The organism is Halomonas sp. BC04, assembly GCF_000568385.1.
In genome coordinates, this window is the sequence record NZ_AZQX01000274.1 from 1 (window position 1) to 15,185 (window position 15,185).

Here is a 15,185-nt window from a genome sequence, read left to right on the forward strand (position 1 = left end):
GAGAGCAGGCCATCGCTCTGCTCAAGCTGCTGAATCTAGGCGAAAAGAGTCGTGAAGAAGGCCGATCAATGTCGGCAGATGCATTCCTGGAAAAAGTCAGGGCCCGCCACGCCAGCAGACGCGGCGAAACGATGGCGCTACCCCGTAAGTGAAAGTAACGATAGAAGAGACGGCTGACGCCTCGCTCGAAACCTGCGAAAACTTCTTGCTCGACAAACTGGGCCTCCCATTGGACAGGGTAGAGGCCATTTCCTTGAACCTCATCGCCACAACGGTCGAGCGCCTTTCAACTCAGCCCCATACCTATCCTGTGTGTCGGTTAGCCCTTGAGCTCGGCATTGGCCACTATCGAGAGTTGCTGATCGACGGTTATCGCATCGTCTATCGCCTGTGGCCCGAACAGGAGCAGGTCTCCGTGTACTTGTTCGCTCACCAACGTCAGGACTTCAAGCAGCTACTGTTCGAGTACCAGTTAATGTACTGAAGCCCCCCTATCGCGACGCTTCACCGGGCTCTTCTGCCACTGCTGAAGCCCGAGCCCGCCAAGTATCAATACCAGCCCCACCAGGGTGGAGGGCAGGATCGGTTCGCCGACCACCAGGAACAGCAGCAGCAGCGAAACGGGCGGCGAAAGGAAGATCAGGTTGGACACCCTGGCGGTCCGCGACACCCGGTGCACCGCCAGCTGCCACAGCACGAAGGCGACCCCCATCTCGAACAGCCCCACATAGACGCCTGCGGCCAGCCCCTTCCAGCCGAGCCAGGAGAAACCGGGGCCAAGCAGCATCAGCAGGCTGAGCACCGGCAGCGCGACGGTGAAGTTCTGCCACTGTGCCACCAGCGGCGGGCGGTGATCGCGGGCGTTGAGCAACCAGTAGAGCGCCCAGAGCAGCGTCGACGCCAGGGCCATGACCACCCCGAGAGGATCGGCGAAGGCGACATCGAGGACCGCTCCCCGCGTCGCGATGACCCAGACACCGGCGTAGGCGATCAGGCCGGCCAGGATATCGACCCGGGTCAGACGCTGCCCGAGAATCGGCACCGCCAGGAGGGCCATGGCCAGCGCCCAGGTATAGTTGAGCGCCATGGCCTCCTGGCCCGGCAGCCGGTCGTAGGCGCCGAACAGCAGAAGATAGTAAGCCACCGGATTCATCAGACCGGCCCAGGCGGCGGTTCGCCACCCCTGGGACAGCGCCTGACCCAGCCGGCCCTGACGCACCATCAGCACGCCGATCAGCGCCCAGGAAACCAGCGAGGCGAGCCAGATCAGCTCCAGCGGCGACATGTAGGTAAGTGCTATCTTGAACGCCGTGGCCACCGTGGACCATAGCGCCACGGCGCCAAGACCGAGCAGTATCGCCTGCCGATCCTGGTTCGTGTCCGCCGACCTCATCGATCGATATGCCCGAGATCGCGTCCCGGGTCGAGCCGATCCCGGACCCGCTGCTTGAGCTGCTTGCTGTCGGGAAAACCGCCGTCGCGCTTGCGCTCCCAGAGCGAGTCGTCGTCGAAGAATATCTCGAAATAGCCACCGTGGGACGGCACCAGGGCCACCTCCTCGAGGTCCTCGCCGAAGGTGGAAAGCAGCTCCTGGGCCAGCCAGGCGCTGCGCAGCAGCCATTGGCACTGAGTGCAGTAGTGGATGCGAATACGTGACATGCCGGCCTCCCTGTCGCAACAATGATGGTCCCGATGATAACAGCCGAGGAGCCCGCATGGCTGAACGCGAGATCAGTCAGTCCCGCCTCTACGAGTGGCTGACCGGCGACGAGGACAGCCGGATGTGTCGTGACATTCCCGACGAGGCATGTGACGAACAGCCGCACAACTTCTTCCTGCACCTGTTCGCCTCCCTGGGCAACAAGCTGGCCGACGAGCTCTCCAGCGCTCGCCTGGTACTGCCCTGGCTGCTCGGTGTGATCGGCGCGCCCCTGTGGATGGTGGGCCTGCTGGTGCCGATCCGTGAGTCGGGCGCCCTGCTGCCACAGCTGTTCGTGGCCGGCTTCATTCGCCTTCAGCCGGAGCGCAAGTGGGCCTGGGCGGCCGGCGGGGCGCTGCAGGCCCTGGCCGCAGCATTGCTGGCCCTGCTCGCCCTGTTCGGCAGCGGTGCCATTGGCGGTGCCATGGTCCTGGTCGTTCTGGTGTCCCTGTCGCTGGCCCGGGGGCTCTCGTCGATTGCCACCAAGGACGTGCTGGGCAAGACCATCGCCAAGGGCCGTCGTGGCACCCTGATGGGCTGGAGCGGCAGCGTGGCCGGCGCCGTGACCCTGGCGGCGGGACTGGTGCTGATCCTGTTCGAGGATCGCCCCGGCGAGCTGGCGCTGGCCGCGCTGCTCGGCGTGGCGGCACTCGGCTGGGGGCTAAATGCCTGTGCGCAGTGAGCCTTCGCGAAACACCTGGGGCCGTTGCGGGCGGGGAGAATGCCTGGGACAGCATCAAGCTGGGTCTACGCCTGCTGCGCGATGACCGGGATTTCCTGCACTTCAACATCTCCCGGGCGCTGCTGCTTGCCAGTGCGCTGGCGCTACCCTATGTGGCGCTGCTGGGCCAACAGCAGAGCGGCACCGAGCTTGGCGGATTGGGCATCCTCATCGTGGTATCCGGCGTTGCCGGGATGCTGGCAAGTCCCGTCTGGGGCAAGCGCTCCGATGCGTCCAGCCGCACGGTGATGCGCGATACCGGCCTGGGAGCGGCGGCCTGCTGCCTGCTGGGCGCCAGTTTCGCCTGGCTCCCCGGCGCCTGGACGAGCACGGTGTGGCCCTACGCCCTGGTCTATGCCCTGCTGGTGATCGTGCATGCCGGCGTCCGCCTGGGGCGCAAGACCTATATCGTCGACATGGCCGGAGAGGAGCGGCGCGCACTCTATGTGGCCCTCTCCAACACCATCACCGGTGCACTGATGCTGCTGACAGGCGGCCTGGTGGGTGCCCTCGCCCAGTGGCTGGGCACCACCTGGCTGCTGGTATTTCTTGCCGCCATGGCACTGGCAGCGGCGTTCAGCGCCAGCAAGCTGCCCGATGTGGAGTGGTAACCGCGGGTAAAGATTGTCAACGCGCCGCAGGCTGGCCATGATATATCCACGAAATGAGCCGTTGTCGGCTAGCCGATAGCCAGGACCCGAGACAGGAACGCCTTGTATGAAACGATCCCCAATGATCAGCCCGGAACTGCTCGAGCGCATCGTCGATGCCTCGGTGGACGGCATCGTCGTTGCCGAGCAGGAGGGCGACGAGAACATCCTGATCTATGTCAACAAGGGCTTCGAACGACTCACCGGCTACAGCGCAGACGAGATTCTCTATCGAGACTGCCGCTTCCTTCAGCAAGAGGATCGTGACCAGCCTGGCCTTGAGAACATTCGCAAGGCCCTCCAGGAAGGGCGCCCCTGTCGCGAAGTGCTGCGCAACTATCGCAAGGACGGCACCCTGTTCTGGAATGAGCTGTCGATCACGCCCCTGTACGATGAAGAGGACAAGCTCACCTACTACATCGGCGTGCAGAAGGACGTCACCGAGCGTGTCGAGACCCAGATGGAACTGGAGCGACTGAAGGCCGAATACGGCCTCTCCTGAGGCAACGCCCGAGCCAGGTCAAAAAAAGATCGATCAGGGCTTGCTCTAGTCGCCTGACGGATATATATAGCCGTCAGGGGCCGACGTATCGGCGCCCATGGCGCTTCCGGTCCGTCGCTTCGGACGCGAAGCGAATGCTTGTGATGTTTCGACCGCCGACTCGGTCGTCATCGGGCCATGGAGGATGTCGCATGAGCCAAGAATCCCTGATCAACGAGTCTCATGAGGATGAGCAGGAGTTCCTCGAAGCCGTCAACGATGACGACTATACCCGCCCCCGAGCCTCCAGCCGACACGAGACCCTGCGCGCCCGCCGCCGCGTCGAGGCCCTGCTGGAAGAGCGTCGATTGAAGCGCGCCATCGAGGACGACTGGATGCTGCTCGACGACGAAGAGGACGAATAGCCCCGCCACTGACCACCCTTGGGGGCAAAGGCCGGCGCAATGCTGGCCTTTACCCTGTCCGGCCACTATCATCGTGACCACTGAAACCCTCAACCCAGTGGAATTCCATGGCGCAATACGTCTACACCATGAATCGGGTGGGCAAGGTCGTACCCCCCAAGAAACAGATTCTCAAGGACATCTCGCTCTCCTTCTTCCCGGGCGCCAAGATCGGCGTGCTGGGCCTCAATGGGTCCGGTAAATCGACGCTGCTGCGCATCATGGCCGGCGTCGACAAGGAGCATGAAGGCGAAGCGCGCCCCATGCCCGGCATCAACATCGGCTACTTGCCCCAGGAACCGGAACTCGACGACGAGAAGAACGTTCGCGAGACCGTGGAAGAAGCCCTGGGTGAGATCCAGGATGCCCAGGCCAAGCTCGATGCCGTTTACGCCGCCTACGCCGAGCCGGATGCCGACTTCGACGCTCTGGCCAGTGAGCAGGCACGACTCGAGAACATCATCGAAGCCGCCGATGCCCACAACCTGGAGCGCAAGCTGGAAGTGGCCGCCGATGCGCTCCGCCTGCCACCCTGGGATGCCAGGGTGGGCAACCTCTCCGGGGGCGAGCGCCGCCGCGTGGCACTGTGCCGGCTGCTGCTGGCCAGCCCCGACATGCTGCTGCTCGACGAACCCACCAACCACCTGGACGCGGAATCCGTAGCCTGGCTGGAGCGCTTCCTCCACGACTATTCGGGTACCGTGGTGGCCATCACCCACGACCGTTATTTCCTCGACAACGTGGCCGGCTGGATTCTCGAGCTCGACCGTGGCCAGGGCATCCCCTTCGAGGGCAACTACTCCCAGTGGCTGGAATCGAAGGAGAAGCGTCTCGAGCAGGAAGCCAAGCAGGAAGCCTCCCGCCAGAAGGCGATCAGGCACGAGCTGGAGTGGGTGCGCAGCAACGCCAAGGGCCGCCAGGCCAAGAGCAAGGCACGTCTCAATCGCTTCGAGGAGATGCAGTCGGGCGACTTCCAGAAGCGTAACGAGACCAACGAGATCTATATTCCGCCGGGCCCGCGCCTGGGCGACAAGGTCATCGAATTCCACGGCGTCTCGAAGCGCTTCGACGACAAGCTCCTCTACGAGGACTTGAACTTCACCGTGCCCAAGGGCGCCATCGTGGGCATCGTCGGCGGCAACGGCGCCGGCAAGTCGACCCTGTTCAAGCTGATCGACGGCAAGGAGCAGCCCGATGGCGGCGAAGTGGTCGTCGGCGATACCGTCGAGATCGCCTACGTCGAACAGCTGCGCGATGCGCTGGACGACAAGCAGACGGTATGGGAAGCGGTGTCCGACGGCCAGGACATGCTCAACATCAACGGCTACGAGGTCTCCTCGCGGGCCTATGTCGGGCGCTTCAACTTCAAGGGCAACGATCAGCAGAAGTTCCTCAAGGACCTCTCCGGCGGGGAGCGCGGTCGCCTGCAGCTGGCCCAGACCCTCAAGCAGGGTGCCAACGTGCTGCTGCTCGACGAACCGTCCAACGATCTGGATATCGAGACTTTGCGTGCCCTGGAGGAAGCCCTGCTCGCCTTCCCGGGCTGCGCCATGGTGATCTCCCACGATCGCTGGTTCCTCGACCGTATCGCCACCCATGTGCTCGCCTTCGAGGGCGACTCCCAGGTGGTCTTCTTCGAGGGCAACTACACCGACTACGAGCTGGATCACCGCAAGCGGGTCGGTAACGATACGCCTCATCGCATGAAGTACAAGCGTATCGATGCCTGACCCTGGATCGATGCCGTACTAGCATCGATAGTCGGCCTGCATCGACGGTAAACAACGAGGCCTCGCCGAATGGCGAGGCCTCGTGTCATCGGGCTTCTCCGATGTCATCCGTCAGGGCCGTCTGCCGGTGATCAGCGAGACGATGAAGAGCACCAGAAACAGGAAGAACAGTATCTGGGCGATGGTGGTGGCCGCACCGGCGATGCCGGTAAAACCGAGAACACCTGCGATGATGGCAATGATCAGGAACAACATGGCGTTGCCGAGCATATAGTGACCTCCTTGGTCGTCTCCTGGCGCCGAAAAATTAGCGCCAAAAATCCCTTTGGGTGCCCTAAGCCTTGCGTCAGTTGACGGAACCGTCAAGTTACCGCCCGTCAGCCCGTGTAACAGACACCGGGCGCCGCCCTCCTCTCCCACCTGCCTCAATAGAAGCCAGGCTCTCCCGCGGGACGGGTCTTGAAACGGCGGTGCAGCCACAGATACTGCTCGGGATACTTGCGAATGGCCCCTTCGATAAAGGCGTTCACCTGGGTTGCATCCTGCACTTCATCACCGCTGGGGAAGACTTCCAGCGGGGGATGACACTCAATCGTGTAGGTCCGGTTATCCGGGTTGCGGTGGAACATCAACGGCACCACCGGGGCGCCGGTCATCCGGGCGATCTTGGCAGTCAGCCGAATGGAAGCCGTCTCGATGCCGAAGAATGGCGCGAAGACACTGACATCGCGGCCGAAATCCTGATCGGGGGAGTACCAGACGATGTGCCCCGCCTTGATGCGACGCACCACGCCACGCAGGTCGCGGCGGTCGATGGCCTCGCCGAAGATGTGACGGCGGGCGCCGGTCATGAAGCGATCGAACAAGGGGTTGTTGTGCGGACGATAGACGGCATCGGCCGGGAAGTAGAGCGAATGCAGCGCCCCGCCAAGGTCCAGGGTCGAGAAGTGGATACCCACCACCAGCACACCCTTGCCACGAGCACGGGCGGCATCCAAGTGATGGCGATTCTTGTAGGTAACCCGGTGGCGCATGTGCCGGGGGTCGCGACACCAGGCGGTTGCCGTCTCGAGAATCCCGATGCCGTTGGCGATGAAGGTCTCGCGGACCCGCTGGCGGCGCTGCTCGTCACTCCATTCAGGAAAACAGAGGCGCAGGTTGGTATCGACGATGTGTCGGCGCCGGGGAACCAGGCGCCAGACCAGCAAGCCGATACCCTTTCCCAGGGCAAGCTTCACCCGCCACGGCAGCCAGGCACCCGCCCACATGAAGCCGATCGCCAGCCAGGCGGGCCAGAAGCGCGGGTGGGCGAAGGATGAGGGCCAGTTACGCTTGGACATGCAAGCTCCGCTCGATCAAAAGGCGCATCATACCGCGCCCCCTGCAGTCACTGAAGCCGCCTGGATGCATCGACACCAACGCTGTCATTGCCCGTCTTCACTGCCAAGGCCGTGATACCGGCGGGGCACCCTGGGCAGCATGCCGGTCAGCAGGGTGTAGCTGATGGTGTCGCAATGGCGCGCCACCGCATCCACCGACAGCACCCGACCGTTCGCGGCACGCCCCCAGAGCACTACCTCGGTGCCGATGTCGGCTCCGGCAATGTCGGTGACGTCCACGGTGAGCATGTCCATGGAAACCTTGCCGGCAATGCTGGCCGGCTGCCCCGCCACCAGCACCGGCGTGCCATCCACGGCATGGCGGTCATAGCCGTCACCATAGCCGCAGGCCACCACCGCGATACGCGACGGCCGAGGCGCGCGCCAGCGGCCCGCATAACCGACGGCTTCGCCGGCCTCCAAGTCACGCAGGGCGATTATCTGCGAACGCAGCGTCATGACCGGTTTCAGGCGCCTCGTCACATGACTGGCAACTTCCAGGGGATCGCTGCCGTAGAGCATCCACCCCCGGCCGCACCCAGGTCCATGCGACTCGGGCCAGGCAGGGTAGCCGGTGAGTTGGCCAGGCACAGTGGCGCACCGAGGCGCTGAGCCAGCTCTCGCATGCAGGCGAGCTGCTGGCGAAAATAGGCGGCGTCCACGGCGTCGGCGGTGGCGAAGTGGCTCATCAGCTGAACCGCGGTGACAGAGTCGGGACGCTGTGCAAGGCACTCCCAGGCTTCGGTAGCCGCTTCGGGAGTGAAACCCAGGCGATGCATGCCGGAATCGACCTTTAGCCATACCGGTATCGGCTTGGCCGGACGGTATGCCAGCAGGGCATTGACCTGCCACTCGCTGTGAACCGCCACCCAAAGATCGAGCGCCTCGACACGAGCCAGCTCGGCGGCCTCGAAAATCCCCTCCAGCAGTACGATCGGCGCCACCACCCCGCCCTGGCGAAGGAGCTCGGCCTCTTCCAGGCAAGCCACGGCGAAGGCCGGCGGGCACTGGTCCGCAGGGAGCGACTCCAAGGCGCGGGCACACGCCACGGCGCCATGGCCGTAGGCATCGGCCTTGATCACGGCCAACGCCTGGCTTTGGGGTGCCAGCTCGCGAGCCAGACGGTAGTTGTGACGCAGGGCGTCAAGATCGATATCGGCGACCAGGGGCCTCGCCATGATAACCTCCGCACGGAAAGCAGTGACGCCGGATTATCTTCTATATCACCAGCCTATACACGAAAAGAACCACCGAATACTCAGTGGCTCTTGGGAAAATTATTCAAAATTACTACGAATTTCCATCATTTTTCATGAAGGATATCTGGGGCGCTCCCCGATGTTCATTACCGGGTTATCGTTAGCCTCGTCCGGCAGCTCCAGAGAGACACTCTCCTCCTCCGAGAGCCAGGCATTGACGGCCTGGATGGACTCCGCTCCCAGCAGTCCCGCCTGCAGCTGTAACTGCAGCAGGCCCAGCACATAGTCATAGCGGGCTTCCGCATGATCGGCGATGGCGTTGAACAGGCTCTGCTCGGCATTGAGTACATCGACGATATTGCGCGTACCCACCTCGTAGCCAGAACGTGTCGCCTCCAGGGCACTCTGGTTGGACACGATCGCCTGGTGGCGCGCCTCGACCGTCTCCACGTCATTGTTGACCCGGGTAAACAGCGAGCGTACCTGCTGGATGGTGTCGCGGCGCTGCGCCTCGAAGTCGTACTGGCTGACCTCCAGGGCAAAGCCACTCTGGCGTATCTGGGCCTCCGTCGAACCGCCTGTATAGAGCGGCACGCTGGCGCGTAGCCCGACCTGGCTCTCGGAGCTGTGGTTCGTTCCGGTACGATCGCTGTCGGACCAGCCATAGGTGGCAAAGGCCGAGACTACCGGGCGCTGGCCGGCCCGGGAGATATCGACCTGGCTCCTGGCCACTTCAATACCCGCCTGTGCCATCAGCACCATCGGACTGTTGTCCATGGCAAGCGTTACCCAGTCCTCGCGATCACCCGGCTCGGGCGGTACGATGGGGATATCGTCGTCCAGGGCATTGATGCTGTCATAGCGATGTCCGGTCAGGCGCTCCAGCGCCTCGAAGCTGACCTGCATGGCGCTTTCCGCCGCGATGCGCTGAGCGCGCGCCAGGTCGAAGGAGGCCTGGGCCTCATGGACGTCGGTAATGGCGATCAATCCCACTTCGAAACGTTCGCGGGCCTGCTCCAGTTGACGACTGATGGCCGTCTCCTGAGCGCGCCGGGCGCTCAGGATATCGTGGGCGCGCAGAATCTCGAAGTAGGCATCAGCCACCGTGAAAAGCAGCTGCTGTCGAGCAACATCCAACGACACGGCATCGCGGTCGATCTCGCGTTCGGCCCGGGCAAGCTGGGCCTGCCGGGTCGGATCATAGAGCGCCTGCTCGGCGTCCAGGCTCAACCCGACGCTGTTGATGGTGTCATCCTGTGGAACCGACTCGCCCGGCTGTCCCTGCGAAGGCTGCTGGACTTGGGTGGAGCTGGAATAGATGCGCGAATGGCTGACATTGGCCCCGACCGAAATCTGCGGCAGGAGAGTGCCTCGCTGAACGTCACGAGCGGCCTCGGTGGCAAGAAAACCGGCACGAGCCGAGGCGAGCTCGGCATCGTTGTCGAGGGCGTCCTGGGCGATGGTCCACAGGTCGGCGCCTTGCGCGCTGCCGGCCATTGAGAGCGTGATAAAGGCGGCAATCAAGCGCTTGCGAAAGCAACGTGATGGGGCGGGGCGAGACATGGTCGATTGTTCCCTTTACGACAAGACGCGCCCGGTACCCGCAAGGCGCGACGATGATGCGTTCTAGAGCACCCGTATTATCCGGCTGGGTGGAAAGCCCATTAGGGCGGAGGGCCCATGACAGTGCTGCGAGTCAACGGCCCCTTCCCTGGATGCGGTGCTATTCGAAGATGCTGTCCATCGACAGACCCTGCTTCTCCAGTACCCGGCGCAGCTTCTTGAGTGCCTCTACCTGTATCTGGCGGACCCGCTCCCGGGTCAAGCCGATTTCGTCACCGACCTCTTCCAGCGTGGCGGCCTCATGCCCGCGAAGCCCGAAGCGACGAATCACCACCTCCGTCTGCTTTTCGGTCAGTTCCGCCAACCAGTCGTCGACATGCTGCTTGACGTCGACGTCCACCAGGGACGACTCGGGGCCCTGCTCGTTGTCATCGGCAATGGTCTCGATCAACGGCTTGTCGCTCTCGCCCCCCATCGGGTAGTCCACGGACGAGACGCGCTCATTGAGCCCCATCATCTTCTTGACCGCCTCAACCGGCTTGTCCAGGTGCTCGGCGATCTCCTCGGCGGTGGCCTCATGGTCGAGTTTCTGGGTCAACTCGCGGGCCGCCCGCAGATAGATATTGAGTTCCTTGACCACATGGATCGGCAGGCGAATGGTGCGCGTCTGGTTCATCAGCGCCCGCTCGATGGTCTGGCGAATCCACCAGGTGGCATAGGTGGAAAAACGGAAGCCACGCTCGGGATCGAATTTCTCGACGGCACGGATCAGCCCGAGATTGCCCTCCTCGATCAGGTCGAGCAGGGTCAGGCCCCGGTTGAGATAGCGCCGGGCGATCTTGACCACCAGTCGCAAATTGGATTCGATCATCCTCGACCGGCCGGCTGGGTCGCCTTTCTGGGCAAGGCGGCCGTAATAGACCTCCTCTTCAGGCGTCAGGAGCGGGGAAAAGCCGATTTCGTTGAGATAGATCTGGGTGGCATCGAGGCTGTGATGATAGTGCTTGTCCTCGCGATTCAGCGCCTTTTCGAACGCATCCTCTTCCCTGACGACACTGTCTTCATTGGTTTCACTGGCTCCAAGCTCCTGCTCGGCCTCGGTGACATCCTCTAGATTCACGTCCTGAAGGTCCCGTTCAAGCATGCTCATCGGTTGCTACCCCGTGGTTTCGTCCTGAGGTGCCGGAATACACCTGACATCATCTTTCGGCACGCGTTGCGCTGTTATTATGTGATTCACGGCGGCGCTGTCACGCCGCCGTACTGCCCGGCAGATGGCCTGATAGACGACCTATCGCTCCGGCAGGTACTTCAGGGGGTCCTGAGGTTGGCCATCCTTGCGCACCTCGAAATGCAGCCTGACACTCTCCGCGTCGCTATCGCCCATGGTGGCAATGACTTCACCGGCCTCGACCACATCGTTCTCGCTTACCCTGAGGCTGTCGTTGTGGGCGTAGGCGCTAAGATATTGATCATTATGCTTGAGCAGGATGAGGTTGCCGTAACCTCTCACGCCGCTGCCCGCATAGACCACAATACCCGGCCCGGCTGCTCTGACAGGTTGCCCCTTTTGCCCGTCGATATCAATGCCCGCGGTGATACTCCCCCCTTCACCGAAACGACCGACCAGGGCGCCATCTGCCGGCCACTGCCAGTCGACCTCTTCCACCGGCGTGTAGCTTCGACCTTCTCGCTCGGGCTGTTGTTCCGATGCACCCGCCACTTCGGTTCCGGCATCCGGCTCGGCGGCTCTGGCTGGCTCGGGTTCGGGTGCAGGGGCCTCGGCCACTTCCGGCTCTGCAGCAGGCTCGGGTTGCCGCTCCGGCTCTGGCTCAGGCTCTGCAGGCGCCGGTGCCTCGGCAACCTGGTCAGCGCTCTCCACCACCGCCTGGCTGGGACTGGGTTCACCGCTTTCCAGCGGTTCAGCGGTCAAGCGCCGACTGCGCTCGATGGCCTCGTCATCGGGCAGCAGCCAGTCGGTATCACGAGCCTCGTCGGCACCGCCCAGGGCAGTGGCCGTGGCGACCTCCGCATCGCGCTGCTCGCGCGGTGCTTCGCTGGCGGGGCGGGCGGCACCATTTTCGTCCAGCCGCAGCTGCTGTCCTGGCTCGATCCGGTAGGGGGGCTGATCTGGTTGAGGCGCGCCAGATCGCGATAGTCCATGTCATGTCGCCAGGCAATACCGTAGAGGGTATCGCCGGCTTCCACGGTGTATTGGCTGGCAGGGGCACGCTCGCGACTCACGGAGAGGTCGCGAACCTGGGGAGCGGAGTGCTCCTGCTGAACGGCACAGCCGGTCATCGCCAGGGCGACGGCGGACACCAGAAATACCTTACGCATTGGAGCCATCCTCCTTCTCAGGCGCAGTTTTAGGACCGGTCGCCACCTTGCCGGAAGCACTTGCACGGTGGTAGCCAGCCAGGGCCAACACCAGCACGGCGCCGGCCAGCATCGTGGCCAGCACCGGCAGCATCAGCCCGGGGTCACCGGTCAGGTTGGCGTAGTCAGCGGGGGTCAGGTAGCGGTAATCAAGGGGTATCATCTGCCCTTGCGGACCGAGCTGGTAGCGTACCAGCTCCCGCCAGGGCCATAACACCGGCAGCGAGCCGACGATGAAACCGATCAAGAGTTGCAAGGTGGCGGTGCGGTGATGTCGCAGCAGCCAGGACAACAGGCGCGAGAAACCGAACAGGCCGATCAGGCAGCCCACCGCGAAGATCGACAGCAGCTGCAGGTCGAAGCCGCGAATCCCCTCCATAACGGTACCGTAGAGCCCCATGGTCAGGAGCAGGAAACTGCCGGAAACCCCGGGCAGCAGTAGTGCGCTGATGGCAATGGCGCCGCCGACGATCAGCATCAATGATTCGCTGCCCAGCAGGGTGATGACAGGCATCAGCGAAGGCAGCGCATGGGCCAGCAACAGCCCAACGACAAGGGGCAGCAGATGCCACAGCCTCCAGTCGGCAGGGTGCCGACTCACCACGATGGCCGAGGCCGCCACCAGCCCGAAGAAGAAGCCATTGAGCAGCAGCGGATGCTCCTCCATCAGCCACACCACCAGGTGAGCCACAGTGACCAGGCTGCCAGCGATGCCCAGTAGCAGTGGAATCGCAAACGCCAGGTTGAGATGGGCGGCCAGCATGGCAAGCCCGCCTCGACGCCAGGCAATGAAGGCACTGGGGCCGAACTGCTTGATGGTATGGATCAGCTCCTCATAGATGCCGGTGACAAAGGCAATGGTGCCGCCCGAAACCCCGGGCACGGCATCCGCCGCCCCCATGCCGGCGCCCTTGAGGAACACACTGAATTGACGCTTCAACGAATCACTCCTTGCAGCAGCGGCACGAAACGAACTTTCTCGAGCCGCTGGACTTCTTGTCGGTTGCCGACGCGACGCACCCGGGTCAGCCATTGCTCTCCCCCGGCATCGGCCAGCGGCAGAATCATTACGCCGCCATCGGCGAGCTGGGACACCAGCACGTCCGGCAGCTCATGGGCACAGGCGGTCAGCAGTATGACATCGAAGGGGGCCGCTTCGGACCAGCCATGCCCCCCATCCGCCAAGCGCAGTCGAACGTTGTACGCCTTGAGCAGACGCAGTCGCGCTGCGGCTCGATGATGCAAGGCATTGATTCGTTCGACGGACCAGAGTTCCGGCACCAGCCGCGCGAGTATCAACGTTTGGTAGCCCGAGCCGGTGCCGATCTCCAGCACGCGTCGGGGGGACTCACTCAGCACAAGCTCGGTCATCCGCGCCACCATCCAGGGCTGGGACAGCGTCTGGCCCAGCCCAATCGGCAGCGAGGTGTCCTCATAGGCACGGTGCGACAGCGCCTCATCGAGAAACAGGTGGCGCGGCTCACTGGCCATGGCCTTGAGCACACGCTCGTCCTCGATACCCTGATCGGCCAGGCGCGACGCCATCCGATCTCGGGTCCGCTGCGATGTCATGCCGACCCCGCGCAGCAGCTCGGGCAGTTGTTCAGGTGAATGCATCCAGCCAGCCTTGCACGTCCTCGATGGCCGCATGACGCGTCAGGTCGGTCTGCAGCGGCGTGATCGACACATAGCCCGCCTCGACGGCGGCAAAGTCGGTATCCGGCCCATCATCGGCATTCCGGCCGACGGCTGCAATCCAGTACCGCAGCCGGCCACGGGGGTCGCGAACTTCCATGGGCTGCTCGGCGGGTCCGCGATACCCCATGCGGGTCACGCGAAAGCCCTGGATTTCATCCCAGGGGAGATCCGGCACGTTGACATTGAGCAGGCTGCGGGGCGGCAACGACAGCTGGTCCGCCGCGCCCACCAGGCTCGCCGCCACCCTGCCGGCGGTATTGAAGTGGCGAGAGCCCACCAGGGACATGGCGATGGCCGGCATGCCCAGGTTGCGCCCCTCCATGGCCGCCGCCACGGTGCCCGAATAGAGTACGTCGTCGCCCAGGTTGCCACCATGATTGATCCCCGAGATGACCAGGTCGGGCTTCTCGTCCCACAAGGCATTGACGCCCAGGTAGACGCAATCTGCCGGCGTGCCGTCGACACAGTGAAAACCGTTGTCCAACGCCGTCAGCGACAGCGGCCGGTTCAGGGTCAAGGAGTTGCTGGCACCGCTGCGGTCGCGGTCGGGCGCCACGACGCGCAGGCGGGCGTGCGCGTCCAGCGCGTCGTAGAGCGCACGCAGGCCAGGAGCATGTACGCCGTCGTCGTTGGATAGCAAGAGTCTGCGCATCGGTATAGCCTCATCTCTCCTAGGGGGCTCGGTTCCGTCAAGCGAGCACCGGTGTCGCACCCAGTGTCGGGTGCTCGATCAGCTCGCGCAGTACCGCCGTGGCAAAACTGCCGCGGGGCAGCGTGAAATCGAGCTGCAGGCTCGTCGCTTCGTGGGTCAGGCGGGGGTCGCCCAGGCGCATGCGCAGTGGCCGTCGGGCCAGCTTCACACCGGCGCGCTCCAGGCCATCGCAGAGCGGACCATGGTGTTCGCGCAGTCGCTCTTCGTATTCCGCCGCACTCCCGGAGGTAGCCGATACGCCGACGCCCCACAGCACCCCGCTGGGATGCAGGTCGAGGCGAGCCGCTCGCTCGACGAGTTCATCATCGATGGCCTCGATGGCGAACTGGCTGGCGGTACCGTCGAGCATCGCCACCTCCCCTGGCAGCAATCGATCCCAGTTTCCATCGCGCTGGCGCATGGCCAGCAGCTCGTTGAACAGATAGCTGCGCGCGGTGGAGAGCATCATACCCTCCCGATCGTCCCGCTTGCGCCAGCCGCGGGCCAGCACCGCCTGCGCCCGTGCCAGGT

General features: G+C 63.7%; 16 protein-coding genes and 2 pseudogenes. 5 read left to right on the top strand and 13 right to left on the bottom strand.

Translation table 11 applies throughout. From position 1 onward, the window contains the following. Positions 1–148: 148 nt before the first annotated feature. Positions 149–484, top strand: a complete 336-nt coding sequence (locus tag Q427_RS29180) for a type II toxin-antitoxin system RelE/ParE family toxin (protein WP_051496521.1) — start codon at positions 149–151, stop codon at positions 482–484. Here Q427_RS29180 and Q427_RS18735 read toward each other — a convergent pair. Together Q427_RS18735 and Q427_RS18740 are read right to left on the bottom strand one after the other, a co-directional pair. Then, positions 473–1,393, bottom strand: coding sequence for a DMT family transporter (locus Q427_RS18735; protein ID WP_043516619.1), 921 nt, complete (start codon positions 1,391–1,393; stop codon positions 473–475). The genes Q427_RS29180 and Q427_RS18735 overlap by 12 nt on opposite strands. Then, positions 1,390–1,659: a SelT/SelW/SelH family protein gene (locus Q427_RS18740; protein ID WP_043516620.1), complete on the bottom strand. Its 270-nt coding sequence runs from the start codon at positions 1,657–1,659 to the stop codon at positions 1,390–1,392. Before Q427_RS18740 ends, Q427_RS18735 begins: the two co-directional genes overlap by 4 nt. A 56-nt stretch (positions 1,660–1,715) precedes the next feature. On the opposite strand from Q427_RS18740, the pseudogene Q427_RS18745 reads away from it, so the two are divergent. From Q427_RS18745 to ettA, 4 genes and pseudogenes are all read left to right on the top strand, one after another. After that, positions 1,716–3,031, top strand: a pseudogene (locus tag Q427_RS18745) (MFS transporter). Positions 3,032–3,137: 106 nt separating this feature from the next. Continuing rightward, a complete protein-coding gene (locus Q427_RS18750) occupies positions 3,138–3,572 on the top strand; it encodes a PAS domain S-box protein (RefSeq protein WP_043516621.1) in 435 nt (144 codons plus the stop codon). Positions 3,573–3,763: 191 nt separating this feature from the next. Next, positions 3,764–3,976, top strand: a complete 213-nt coding sequence (locus Q427_RS18755; RefSeq protein WP_043516622.1) for a PA3496 family putative envelope integrity protein — start codon at positions 3,764–3,766, stop codon at positions 3,974–3,976. A gap of 107 nt (positions 3,977–4,083) precedes the next feature. Then, positions 4,084–5,745, top strand: a complete 1,662-nt coding sequence (gene ettA, locus Q427_RS18760) for an energy-dependent translational throttle protein EttA (RefSeq protein WP_043516623.1) — start codon at positions 4,084–4,086, stop codon at positions 5,743–5,745. Between the two features lie 111 nt (positions 5,746–5,856). Here the strand turns inward: ettA and Q427_RS30430 are convergent, their stop codons facing one another. The 11 genes and pseudogenes from Q427_RS30430 to truD form a co-directional block, all read right to left on the bottom strand. Continuing rightward, on the bottom strand, positions 5,857–6,015 hold the full coding sequence (locus tag Q427_RS30430) for a DUF1328 domain-containing protein (protein ID WP_043516624.1): 159 nt from the start codon (positions 6,013–6,015) through the stop codon (positions 5,857–5,859). Positions 6,016–6,170: 155 nt separating this feature from the next. Next, a complete protein-coding gene (gene lpxL / locus Q427_RS18770; protein ID WP_043516625.1) occupies positions 6,171–7,085 on the bottom strand; it encodes an LpxL/LpxP family Kdo(2)-lipid IV(A) lauroyl/palmitoleoyl acyltransferase in 915 nt (304 codons plus the stop codon). 84 nt (positions 7,086–7,169) lie between these two features. Then, positions 7,170–8,302, bottom strand: a pseudogene (gene alr, locus Q427_RS18775) (alanine racemase). A gap of 132 nt (positions 8,303–8,434) precedes the next feature. Then, positions 8,435–9,886 (bottom strand): TolC family outer membrane protein, encoded by a 1,452-nt coding sequence (locus Q427_RS18780; RefSeq protein ID WP_043516626.1) that lies wholly within the window; start codon positions 9,884–9,886, stop codon positions 8,435–8,437. 160 nt (positions 9,887–10,046) lie between these two features. After that, positions 10,047–11,036: an RNA polymerase sigma factor RpoS gene (gene rpoS / locus Q427_RS18785; protein WP_442905532.1), complete on the bottom strand. Its 990-nt coding sequence runs from the start codon at positions 11,034–11,036 to the stop codon at positions 10,047–10,049. A 141-nt stretch (positions 11,037–11,177) separates the two neighbouring features. Next, complete coding sequence (locus Q427_RS36415; RefSeq protein WP_331280663.1) at positions 11,178–11,819, bottom strand: peptidoglycan DD-metalloendopeptidase family protein; 642 nt, start codon at positions 11,817–11,819, stop codon at positions 11,178–11,180. Further along, positions 11,816–12,226: a M23 family metallopeptidase gene (locus tag Q427_RS36420; RefSeq protein ID WP_331280664.1), complete on the bottom strand. Its 411-nt coding sequence runs from the start codon at positions 12,224–12,226 to the stop codon at positions 11,816–11,818. The genes Q427_RS36415 and Q427_RS36420 overlap by 4 nt, the downstream gene beginning before the upstream one ends. Further along, positions 12,219–13,205, bottom strand: a complete 987-nt coding sequence (locus tag Q427_RS18795) for a DUF368 domain-containing protein (protein ID WP_043516627.1) — start codon at positions 13,203–13,205, stop codon at positions 12,219–12,221. The genes Q427_RS36420 and Q427_RS18795 overlap by 8 nt, the downstream gene beginning before the upstream one ends. Next, the gene (locus Q427_RS18800; protein WP_043516628.1) at positions 13,202–13,882 is read right to left on the bottom strand and encodes a protein-L-isoaspartate(D-aspartate) O-methyltransferase; all 681 of its coding nucleotides are present in this window, start codon (positions 13,880–13,882) and stop codon (positions 13,202–13,204) included. The genes Q427_RS18795 and Q427_RS18800 overlap by 4 nt, the downstream gene beginning before the upstream one ends. Next, the gene (surE, locus tag Q427_RS18805) at positions 13,869–14,615 is read right to left on the bottom strand and encodes a 5'/3'-nucleotidase SurE (RefSeq protein WP_043516629.1); all 747 of its coding nucleotides are present in this window, start codon (positions 14,613–14,615) and stop codon (positions 13,869–13,871) included. The genes Q427_RS18800 and surE overlap by 14 nt, the downstream gene beginning before the upstream one ends. Positions 14,616–14,652: 37 nt before the next feature. Further along, the coding region (truD, locus tag Q427_RS18810) for a tRNA pseudouridine(13) synthase TruD (protein WP_043516631.1) at positions 14,653–15,185 on the bottom strand (533 nt) is incomplete at its 5' end.